The organism is Ehrlichia ruminantium str. Welgevonden (genome assembly GCF_000026005.1).
Classification (GTDB): Bacteria; Pseudomonadota; Alphaproteobacteria; order Rickettsiales; family Anaplasmataceae; genus Ehrlichia; species Ehrlichia ruminantium.
In genome coordinates this window covers 1,074,057-1,086,383 of record NC_005295.2, presented here as the reverse complement: position 1 = coordinate 1,086,383, position 12,327 = coordinate 1,074,057, and the positions used below count along the sequence as shown (strand labels likewise).

General features: G+C 28.7%; 6 protein-coding genes. 4 read left to right on the top strand and 2 right to left on the bottom strand.

Features of this window, described 5'->3' with window-relative positions:
* Positions 1-1,787: 1,787 nt before the first annotated feature.
* A complete protein-coding gene (locus tag ERUM_RS03495; RefSeq protein ID WP_011155325.1) occupies positions 1,788-2,585 on the top strand; it encodes a phosphoribosylformylglycinamidine synthase subunit PurQ in 798 nt (265 codons plus the stop codon).
* A 317-nt stretch (positions 2,586-2,902) separates the two neighbouring features.
* On the opposite strand, the gene radC is transcribed toward ERUM_RS03495, so the two are convergent.
* On the bottom strand, positions 2,903-3,595 hold the full coding sequence (gene radC / locus ERUM_RS03490; protein WP_011155324.1) for a RadC family protein: 693 nt from the start codon (positions 3,593-3,595) through the stop codon (positions 2,903-2,905).
* A gap of 264 nt (positions 3,596-3,859) precedes the next feature.
* Here radC and ERUM_RS03485 point away from each other — a divergent pair, with 264 nt between their 5' ends.
* Together ERUM_RS03485 and groL are read left to right on the top strand one after the other, a co-directional pair.
* Entirely contained in the window at positions 3,860-4,144 is a 285-nt protein-coding gene (locus ERUM_RS03485; protein WP_011155323.1) for a co-chaperone GroES, read from the top strand.
* A gap of 97 nt (positions 4,145-4,241) precedes the next feature.
* Complete coding sequence (gene groL / locus ERUM_RS03480; protein ID WP_011155322.1) at positions 4,242-5,897, top strand: chaperonin GroEL; 1,656 nt, start codon at positions 4,242-4,244, stop codon at positions 5,895-5,897.
* A gap of 1,921 nt (positions 5,898-7,818) precedes the next feature.
* On the opposite strand, the gene ERUM_RS03475 is transcribed toward groL, so the two are convergent.
* Positions 7,819-8,568 (bottom strand): SDR family NAD(P)-dependent oxidoreductase, encoded by a 750-nt coding sequence (locus ERUM_RS03475; RefSeq protein WP_011155321.1) that lies wholly within the window; start codon positions 8,566-8,568, stop codon positions 7,819-7,821.
* Positions 8,569-8,958: 390 nt separating this feature from the next.
* Between ERUM_RS03475 and clpB the strand changes: the two genes are divergently transcribed.
* Positions 8,959-11,538 carry an ATP-dependent chaperone ClpB gene (clpB, locus tag ERUM_RS03470; RefSeq protein ID WP_011155320.1) on the top strand — a complete coding sequence of 860 codons (2,580 nt, stop codon included), beginning with the start codon at positions 8,959-8,961 and terminating at the stop codon, positions 11,536-11,538.
* The last annotated feature ends 789 nt before the right edge of the window (positions 11,539-12,327 follow it).

Genomic DNA, 12,327 nt, shown 5'->3' with positions numbered 1-12,327 from the left:
ATATTTAAAAAGTAACAGATCCTTAATTATGCTAATACTCTTTTAAAGTTGTCAATATGGTTACATTAATATTAGTATACTGACCTATTAATAGTATTATACAAAATTGTTATTAGAGCAATAGTCTAGTATTTAGCAGTAAAGTATTACCTTAGTACATTATAAATTTTTATAAAACTGAAGAATTAGTACATTCGGTATTTTTTATAAGATCCTATGTGAGAAACACTAGCAGAAAAATTCATGGTGGCTATGCTATTTAAACACAATTGTAATATAAAAAACTATAATACTTAGTTAATATACATTTTTACTATTATCAATTAATACTTAGTCACTTGTAGTGAAGCTAACTAAGGATATTCATAGATATTATTTTGATAATATGTGGGTTAGGTATTGGTTTGTGATATAATATATTTGTACTTGTTGTTACAATAATTTTAATTGGGTATTATGCGTATTTCCTAATTATTAGGATCGAAAACTATCGTGTTTTTTAATACGTTGGTTATTGGTGTATTATTAGTACTTAGTCACTTGTAGTGAAGCTAACTAAGGATATTCATAGATATTATTTTGATAACATGTGGGTTAGGTATTGGTTTGCGATATAGTATAATTTGTACCTATTGTTACAACAATTTTAATTGGGTATTATGCGTATTTCCTAATTATTAGGATCGAAAACTATCGTGTTTTTTAATACGTTGGTTATTGGTGTATTATTAGTACTTAGTCACTTGTAGTGAAGCTAACTAAGGATATTCATAGATATTATTTTGATAATATGTGTGGTAGGTATTGGTTTGTGATACAATATATTTGTACTAGTTGTTACAACAATTTTGATTGGGTATTATGCGTATTTCCTAATTATTAGGATCGAAAGCTATAGTGTTTTTTAATACGTTGGTTATTGGTGTATTATTAATACTTAGTTGCTTGTAGTGGTATTAATATTAAAGAATTCACTTTTTAATAATATTGTATTGGTGATAATATAAGGAACAATGGTAGTTCTTGAGTAACCTGATATAGGTTATTATAATTTAAATTTAGCATTATCAATGCTTACTAGTAATATATGATGAAAAACTCTTATGTTTTATTACAGTATTGATGTATTGTTAACATTTAATTATGTGTAATGAGACTGATATTAAAGTGTTTACTTCTTAACTATATTGACTGGATTATATAAGAAATATAGTTGTATTTTGCCTATTTGACTTACTGTAACAATAGTTTGAATGTTAACTATAATTAAATATGGCTAGTGCTTAATTTACTGGTAGTAACATTAAAATTGAAATATTTATTCTGATTATCATTGAATTAATTCATATAGAGTAGCTAATTATTGGTCATATGTTTTTGATATTTATTTTTTAGTTGTTTATTTTCTGTCTGGATGTGTCAGTTTTCTAGTTAGTATTTTGAAATAATTAAATAATTTTGAATAGTTTGGTTCTTTAATTATTAGGTGTTAGTATAAAAAAGATGTAGGCTAGTTATTAAAGAAAATGTTATAGTTTTTATATTTCAATATGCTAAAAATGTTGATTACTTCGCAATAAAGTGTTGTTATAATCTCATTCACTAATAGTAAATTTGTGTATATTCTAAAAAAAAGAAAATCATTCAATGATCTACGTTGTGTGATTTTGTATTCTGTAGATTATGTATTTAATAATCTAGTTTTTTAAATAAAATGTTGATATAAAGAAAGTTCAATAGTTTGCTTTTATGTGAATCTAAATTTATATACTTATTGTAGATTAATAATGAATGTAATTGTTTTATCTGGATATGGTTTGAATTGTGAAGAAGAAACTGTATTTGCTTTTTTAAAAGCTGGAGAATTATTATCGTGTAATGTGCAAGTGAAAGTAATGCATATTAATGAAGTGGTATCAAATCCCAGATTATTGAAAGGCTATAATGTACTTGTAATACCTGGTGGTTTTTCATATGGTGATTATACTGGTGCTGGCAATGCTTTTGCATTAAGGATGTTAAATAATTTTAAAGAAGAAATAGAAGAATTTCTTACTGCTGATAAATTAGTTCTTGGTATCTGTAATGGATGTCAAGTATTGATTAGGGTAATATCTGATTTTTCATGTATCACTCTTTTAAGTAATTCTGTTAAGCAGTATCAATGCAGGTGGGTGAAAGTAAAAGTAAACCAGTTAAATGATTCAGTATGGTTGTATGAGTTAGATGAATTGTATATTCCAGTTGCACATGGAGAAGGACGGTTTTTTCTTGAAAGTAATTCTATTGATGTATCTATTAAAGATAAAATTGCGTTACAATATGTTACAGATAAAGGTAATCTTGCAAATCAACAATTTCCATACAATCCAAATGGGTCGGTATATGATATAGCTGCGTTATCAAGTAACAATGGTAGAGTGCTAGTAATGATGCCACATCCAGAAAGAGCTGTATTTTTCTTACAGCAAGATAATTGGAGTGAAATTAAGGAACAGTGCTTACGTTCTGATATCCCTTATCCCATTTATGGTGATGGAATAAAGATTTTTTGCAATGCTGTGAAATATTTTCATAGTATGTAATGAATAGATTTTCTTAATGACAAGTAATAACAATGTTAATACCATATAAATATGCATATATGATAACTTTAGTATTAACATATAATATGTTGAATTATGTATATTTTTGAGCTATTAACAAGTTCTAATTTTTAAAATTATGGTAATCTGTTGAGTTTTACATTACATGATCTATTAGTGTGATTCCCATGTTTGGTATGCTATAGTTAGTAATTTTAATGTTTGAGAAAGTTTAGATTGGTACTTTTGAATAATAAAAAGTAATGATATTTTATTATTTATATAAGTTAATGGGTAATATGTAGAGGTTCTTTTAATTATAGTAAATCATGACTTTTGAAACTGTAATGAGTATTAGATGTGACAATTACATGATCTATTAGTGTGATTCCCATATTATGACATGCTATAGCTAGTTGATTGGTGACTTCAATATCTGCTTTTGATGGTGTAGCATCACCACTTGGGTGATTATGTGCTATGATAATAGAAGTAGCTCCTAATAATAAGGATTTTTTTATTACTTCTCTAATGTATAAGGGGGTTTGGTTAACTGTACCTACGTCTTGAATTTCATCTGCAAGAAGTTTAAATTTTGTGTTAAGATATAATATATGAAAGTTTTCAATATTACCGTTACCTATTTTTATTCTTAAGTATTCTATTAATTTTTGCCATTCGTTGATTATTATTCCACTTTTGATATCTTCACGTAAAATTCTTCCTAATGCTTCTCTAACACAAAAAATGGCAGATGCTGAAGCTTCACCTATGCCTGGTACTTCTTTTAATTGGTTGAAATCTGCAAAAAATACTTTTGCAAAGGTGCCAAAGTGTTTAATTAACCTTTTTGCAAGAGGTTTTACGTCCTTTCTTGGATAAGAAGAATATAATATTACTTCTAAGATTTCATAGTCTAATAATCCTTTACTTCCACCAGACAATAATTTTTTTCTTACTCTCTTTCTGTGTCCAAGATATTGAGTTTTTTGCTCGTTTTCGGTATTCATGGACTTTCTTTAAAAGTTAATAATTTAAATATCCGGATTTTTGGACAGTGAAGTCAATTAATTTTTTATAATCGGTTTAATAGCTTGGTTGAGTGTGAAAAATATATATTCTTTTGGTTGTATGTGATTCTAAGCTTGTAAAAATTTGTATAGTATATATGATAAAATATGTTTGACTGATACTTGAAATTAAATTTCTTGATATTATATATGGTTTTAATCAGCTGATGCTGCTGATAATTTATTTTTTTACAGAGGTAGTATATGAATTTAAATATGTTACATGACAATGTGTTAATTGAGGCTTTAGAAGAGAGTCTTAATAATTCTCCTATACAACTTCCTGAATCAGCAAAAAAGAAGCCAACTAAAGGGAAAGTAGTAGCTGTTGGTCCAGGGTCTTACAATAATAATGGTAACCTCATTCCTATGACTCTTAAAGTAGGTGATGTAGTGTTTTATCGCCAGTGGGCTGGTAATGAAGTGGAGTTTTCTGATAAGAAATACATAGTTATGAAGGAGAGTGATATAATTGCGAAAGAAGTATAATAAATTGTATTTAGTATATTAAATAAATATAGTTTTTTTGCAATTGCTGAAAGTATAGGTGTTTTAGTTAATTTTTCATTATAAATGGAGTAAAAACATGGCAAATATGGTTGTAACAGGGGAGCAACTAGACAAATCAATTAGAGAAGTTGTCCGTATTTTAGAAGACGCAGTAGGATGTACAGCTGGTCCAAAAGGATTGACTGTAGCTATTAGTAAACCTTATGGTGCACCAGAGGTGACAAAAGATGGATATAAGGTTATGAAAAGCATAAAGCCAGAAGATCCATTGGCTCTTGCTATTGCTAATATAATTGCTCAAAGTGCTTCTCAATGTAACGATAAAGTAGGTGATGGAACTACTACATGTTCTATTTTAACTGCAAAGGTTATTGAGGAAGTATCTAAGGTTAAGGCTGCTGGTGCAGATATTATTTGTGTTAGGGAAGGTGTACTTAAAGCTAAAGAGGCAGTATTAGAAGCTTTAAAATGCATGAAGCGTGAAGTGTTATCTGAAGAAGAAATTGCCCAAGTTGCAACTATCTCTGCGAATGGTGATAAAAATATAGGTACTAAAATTGCACAGTGTGTTAAAGAAGTTGGTAAAGATGGGGTTATTACAGTTGAAGAAAGCAAAGGATTTAAAGAGTTAGATGTTGAAAAGACTGATGGTATGCAATTTGATAGAGGATATCTTTCTCCTTATTTTGTTACTAACTCAGAAAAGATGTTAGTTGAGTTTGAAAATCCTTATATTTTATTAACAGAAAAGAAACTAAATATAATACAACCTCTATTGCCAATTTTAGAGAATATTGCTAGATCAGGTAGACCACTTTTAATTATTGCAGAGGATGTAGAAGGTGAAGCACTTAGTACACTTGTATTGAATAAGTTGCGTGGTGGTTTACATGTAGCTGCAGTTAAAGCTCCAGGGTTTGGAGATAGAAGAAAAGATATGTTAGGTGATATTGCAATTTTAACTGGAGCTAAACATGTAATAAATGATGAGCTTGCTATTAAAATGGAAGATTTGACTCTATGTGATTTAGGAACTGCTAAGAATATACGTATTACAAAAGATACTACAACTATTATTGGTAGTGTAGATAATAGTTGTGCTCATGTTCAAAGTAGAATTTGTCAAATTAGAATGCAAATTGATAATTCTACTTCAGATTATGATAAAGAAAAGCTACAAGAGCGTTTAGCAAAGCTTTCTGGTGGTGTTGCTGTATTGAAAGTAGGTGGATCTAGTGAAGTTGAAGTTAAGGAACGTAAAGATCGTGTAGAAGATGCTCTTCATGCAACTAGAGCTGCTGTTGAAGAAGGTGTTGTGCCAGGTGGTGGTGCTGCATTATTGTATACATTATCAGCGCTTGACAACTTAAAAAGTAAGAATGATGATGAACAGTTGGGTATTAATATTGTAAAGCGTGCTTTACAAGCTCCTATAAAGCGTATTATTAAAAATGCTGGATCAGAAAATGCACCATGTGTTATTGCTCATTTATTGAAGCAAAATGATAAGGAACTTATCTTTAATGTGGATGTAATGAATTTTGCTAATGCATTTACTTCTGGAGTAATTGATCCGCTTAAAGTAGTGCGTATAGCATTTGATTTTGCTGTATCTCTTGCTGCAGTATTTATGACACTTAATGCTATTGTTGTTGATATTCCATCTAAGGATGATAATAGTGCTGCCGGTGGTGCTGGTATGGGAGGCATGGGTGGTATGGGTGGTTTTTAAGTAACCATATCCTTTTTAATATTATATGGAGGAAGTTTGTTTACTTCCTCCTGTACGTTTATGATGTAGTATTTTTTATAAGTTAACTTATCTACTTTATTTAGGTTTTATATTCTACGTGTATTTAACAAGTACTGATAAGTGGTGGTATTATGGTTAGAGTATTGTAATTTTAGTATATTACTGACAACAATGTGTATTTTCTAGTATTGTTATGTTCCAGAATTAAAAAAGTGTTTTAATGTGTGTAGTATCTTTAATGTTCAAAAAATAGTGTTGCCTAATAGTTACTGTATGCTTGTTGTATTAAAGAATGTAGTATATGTACAAGGATGAAATATGGTAGAACAAGTATTGAGTATATTTGTCAAAATTAATTACTTATTTAATTTACTTGGACAATAAAATTGATTTTGTGTGTTTTTATAGATTGATACTTTACCAATGGTTTAAGTTGATATAACTAGGCATGGTTTTTGTATATATTAGATGCCATTATCTAAATAAATAATGTATGCTATTAACATCTGTATATAATTACTATACAAATGATCCATTATTAGTATATTAGTATTATGCCTTACATTATAATATTATAAGATCATTACAATTATATAGGAAGGTATTGACTCAAAGTAGAATGAGTAAGTTAGTTTTGTATATTAAATAATTTTTGTATTGTGTAATATAAGGTAACTATTTTATAAATATATCTAAATGGCTGTATTACTTATGTAAGTATATGTATAATAGTATGATTAGTTTTCGGTTACTGTTTTTTTTGGTAATTTTTATAAATTATCTATTGCTATTCTAAATGTTAATTATAAGTCTTTATATACTGTATGTAGTATAGTAACGTGTTTATAAATATGTTGTTAGTTGTTTGTATAAGATATTCACGAATTAGGAACTACTATAAATATTTAGATATTTAAGTTGTATTGTGTTTCTTGTTATACTGAATCAATTTTCTTAATAAGTATGTATACAGTAGTTTAATAGCATTGATTATGGATTTTTAGTGTGATTATGTAATGTAGTGTTGATATGTATGAATCGTTTTTAGCCGTTTTGGAAATAGTGTTTATACACTGATATTAATGTTAAGTTGTATATTTAGAATTTAAATATTTCTTATTATACTTAGTGAATTTTCTTTATATAGTCTTTGTAGTTAATAAATTGCCAGTTTTATTGGATAATGATTGCTCTGATGTATGTAGAGGGTTTAGTAGAAAGAGTTATATTAATTACTACTTAAAGCATTTAGATGTCTTGTTTGGTATATCAATATAATTATTGTGATCACTTATTATATGTAAAGATTTGTGATAATATATACGGTGGTATTAAAGTAAAAAACTAAGAGTTAAGATGTTTTATATAGTTATATGTTATCAGTATTAATATATTAGTGGTATGATTTTTTATTTTGTATTGTATAATAAGTCTATTATTAGTTAATTTATAACAAAGTTATTGAATCAATATAGCTAATTTCAGTTAATTGGTGTTTTTATATTGGTGCATCTTAAAGATACACTTTGTAATAAGTGGTAGGTTTTTTATTTTATTTTGTAAGTATTGAAGTATTTACTGGTACCTTGTATGATTTACATTTCCTATAATTAGCTACCTTAATACTTTTTGTATACCGAAAATTTTAATGTGAATATACTTATTATTCTTAAATTAACAACTCTTATTCTGCTGCATCATATTAGTTAGATGGTAATCGGTGAATTTGTAGTAAAATTTTTTAAGAAATACTGATTAGATATATATTATTAGGAATAATTAATATATTAATTAAGTACAATAATAAGATGTTTTTTGGAGATCACAACTAGTTTATTCATGTCTATGAAAGAAGTAAACCTTGTTTAAAAGGTGTATAGATTAAAATTTTTTTACTTAACTACACATAATTAGTGATGGGTTTATCTTCAACTGTAGAAGGTAACTGATAAACTTGTCCTGTTACATTACATTGGCTAGATGATAATTCAACAAATTTGTCTGTAAAGCTTTCTGGAAGTAATGATTCTGGGGTATCTTTTGTTGGAAATGCCTTAACATATATTCCGCTGTCTATTAGTGATGGGTATACCATGTTAATACATAATTTGCTGTGTTTTGTTTCCGTTGCATATATTTTCATCATTGTCTCTAGTGCAGCTTTGCTTGATGCATATGGGCTCCAATATGGATAATTAGAAAGCGATTGTGTTATTTCAGAGGTGGTTGCAATTATTCTACCTGCTGGGGAAAGTTTAAGAAGTGGATCAAAACATTTTATTAAGTACCAATTAGCTGTAAAATTAATATTCATAATTCTATTCCATGTACTGTATTCATAATCTTGTACAGGACTTAGATTCCCTAAAACTGCAGCGTTAAGTATTAGTATATCTATGCTTTTAAATCTGTTTTCTATAGACATAGCAAAGTCTTTTATGGTATCAAAGTCTTCCAAATCGACAGGTGCTAATATTGCGTCTCCTCCTAGTTCTTGTATAGAGTCATAAACAGCATTTAACTTATTGATATCTTTAGCTACTAAAATAAGTAAGGCACCTTCTTTAGCAAACCTTTGTGCAACTGCTGAACCTATCCTTTCAGATGCACCTGTAATTATTGCTACTTTACCTTCTAACTGTTTCTCCATGCTGTACCTACTTTTTAGTTTATAATATATTAATAATAAAAACTGTCAATTGACTTCATAAACAATACGTAACGTATAATACGCATAGCTAGTTAAGTAGTGATGAATTATAATGTAAAAGATATATGAGAAAATGTGAATTTTTTAAAATTACTATATACTCTTGTGTATAAATAGTAACTTTATTATAAGTTACATTTTGTTAGAAAATTTTTCTCTACTGTTTTGGAGATAAAGTTAATACTTATAATTAATTATGCTTATAATCATATTAATTACTAATAATGTTATTAATGGAATATTTTTGCTTGTATAAAATTGTCAACATATCTTTAATTCCTTTTAATAATGCTTATATAGTTTATTATAAATTGTTCAATGAAGTTAGTTATGGATTTAAATAAATTTACTGATATATCAAAGAATTTCATAGTGCAAGCGCAAACTTCAGCTGTTGCATTAGGGCATCAGTCTTTAGTACCTGAGCATTTACTTAAGGTAATGTTGGATGATAAAGATGAGATAGTTGAAGTTTTGCTTACTTCTTGTGGGTGTAATGTAGAGACGTTACGTAATGATGTTATATCGGCTTTAAATAAATTACCAGTTGTAAGTGGTCCAGGTAGTGGTCATATACATTTATCAAAGGAAATGGCGCAAGTTTTACAAGAGGCTGTTAATCTTGCAAAAAGACATCAGGACTCTTATGTTACTGTTGAAAGATTACTGCAAGCTCTGACAATAATAAAGGACAGTAATGTTTCTAGGATATTAATTGCACATGGTGTGACTCCTCAGAAGTTGGAGTCATTAATAGTAAACATGCGTAATGGTGCTAGAGCTGATAGTGTAAATTCTGAGCAAAAGTTTAATGCACTAAAAAAATATGCTAAAGATGTGACTGAAGTTGCTAGAGCAGGAAAATTAGATCCAGTAATTGGAAGAGATGAGGAAATTAGACGTACAATACAGGTATTATTGAGAAGAACAAAAAATAATCCTGTATTAATTGGAGAGCCTGGTGTTGGTAAAACAGCAATTATTGAAGGGTTAGCACATAAGATAGTGAAGGGAGATGTTCCAATTGGGTTGCGAGATATGAGAATAATGTCATTAGATCTTGGTATGCTTGTTGCTGGGACTAAATATAGAGGTGAATTTGAAGAAAGGTTGAAAGCTGTAGTTAATGAAATTGTTTCTTCAAATGGTAGTATTATATTATTCATTGATGAGTTACATACATTAGTTGGTGCTGGTGCAACAGATGGAGCAATGGATGCATCAAATTTGTTGAAGCCAGCATTAGCTAGAGGTGAAATACATTGTATAGGTGCAACAACATTGGATGAATATAGAAAGCATATAGAAAAAGATGTAGCACTTGCTAGAAGATTTCAAACTATATTTATTTCTGAGCCAACTTGTGATGATACAATTTCTATGTTACGTGGGTTAAAGGAAAGATATGAAGGACATCATGGTATAGATATTCCTGACAGATCGATAATTGCTGCTGTAGCTTTATCGCAGCGTTATATTACGGATAGGTATTTACCAGATAAAGCTATAGACCTTATTGATGAAGCAGCGAGTCGTGCGAGAATGGAGATTGATAGTAAACCTGAGGTTATTGATAAGTTAGATAGAAAGATAATGCAGCTAAAAATCGAGATAGGAGTATTAGAAAAAGAAAGTGATGAATCCTCAAAACAGAGGTTAATGAAGTTAAAAGATGAACTAGAAAAACTAAATGTTCAGTCTGCTGAGCTAAGTAGTAAATGGCAAGCGGAAAAAATGAAAATGTCAAAGATGAAAGCATGTAAGGAAAAGCTTGATATTGCTAGAAGTGATTTAGAAAGAGCACAAAGATCTGGTGATTTGGCAAAAGCTGGTGAGTTAATGTATGGTGTAATACCAGAAATTGAGAAAGAGTTAAAAGAACATGAAAAATTTACAAGTAGCCTTTTTAAGAAGGAAATTACAGAACATGACATAGCAAGTATTGTATCAAAATGGACTGGTATTCCTATTGAGAACATAATGAGTAGTGAAAGAGAAAAACTACTGCGTATGGAGGAGGAGATAGGCAAAACAGTTATTGGTCAGGATAGTGCTGTAAAAGCAGTAAGTGATGCTGTCAGGAGATCACGTGCAGGGGTACAGGATGCACAGAAACCATTGGGGTCTTTTTTATTTCTTGGGCCAACTGGAGTAGGTAAAACTGAGTTGGTTAAAACATTAGCTGAGTTTTTATTTTGTGATAAGTCTGCACTTTTAAGATTTGACATGTCAGAATTTATGGAAAAGCATGCTGTTTCACGATTAATAGGAGCTCCTCCAGGATATGTTGGATATGACCAAGGTGGTGCATTAACTGAAGCTGTGAGGAGAAGGCCTTATCAAGTAATATTATTTGATGAAATTGAAAAAGCACATGGAGATATTTTCAATATTTTATTGCAAGTATTAGATGAAGGAAGATTGACTGATAATCATGGTAAGTTAGTGGATTTCCGTAATACAATACTGGTATTAACTTCAAATTTAGGGCAAGAAATATTAATGAACAATGAATCTGGAAATATCAATGAAGAGTCAGTTAAAGAGTCTGTTACTAATGTGTTGCGTAGTCATTTTCGGCCAGAATTTTTAAATAGATTGGATGAAATTATTATATTTCATAGGTTAACTAAAGAACATATTGAAAGAATTATTGATGTGCAATTTTCTATATTACAAAAAATTGTTGCTCAAAGAAAATTAGAGATTACTTTATCTTCAGATGCAAAAACATGGTTGATAAATAATGGCTATGATCCTTTATATGGGGCAAGACCTTTAAAGAGGTTAATACAACAGCAAATACAGAATAACTTGGCAAAATTAATACTTGCTAATCAGGTAGCTGAAGGTAATAAATTAAGGGTAGATTTATTAGATGATAATCTTGTTATTCATAAGATTAGTTAATTCTATAAAATAAGATAGATTTTAGAAGTTTATAGTTGGAAAGTTTTCGGAGTGAATTTTTTTACTTCTATGGTGGCAAGTATAGATTTTGTGATATTTGTTAAACTAGTTGTAAAGGTTTATATCACTTTTGTATTAAAGAAATCTCTTTTATTTATGTGGAAATGACAGGAGAATTTATTGGGTGGATTAACTTTTATTGAAAAAAGTTTATATTATTTGATTCTAATAAATGAATAATTGATCAGCTTATAGGAATTTTTATGTGACTTTTGTGTTAAATAGTTCTTTTCATTTGTATCAATAATCAAGTAAAAAGTTTGTATGCTTAGTTAGCTTTTATTGAAAGTAGCTTATATTTGTTTAGGTTCTTAAAAAATATCTTTATTTGATCGTAATAATGAATAATTCATAAACTTTATGTTAAATAATTCTTTTTATTTATATCAAGAATCAGGTAAAAAGTTTATATGCTTAGTTAGCTTTTATTGAAAGCAGCTTATATTTGTTTAGGTTCTTAAAAAAATATCTTTATTTGATCGTAATAATGAATAATTCATAAACTTTATTAAATAGTTCTTTTTATTTATATCAAGAATCAGGTAAAAAGTTTGTATGCTTAGTTAGCTTTTATTGAAAGTAGCTTATATTTGTTTAGGTTCTTAAAAAAAATGTCTTTATTTGATTGTAATAATGAATAATTCGTAAACTTTATGTTAAATAATGCTTTTTATTTATATCAGGAATCAAGTAAAAAGTTTATATGCTTAGTTAGCTTTTATTGAAAGC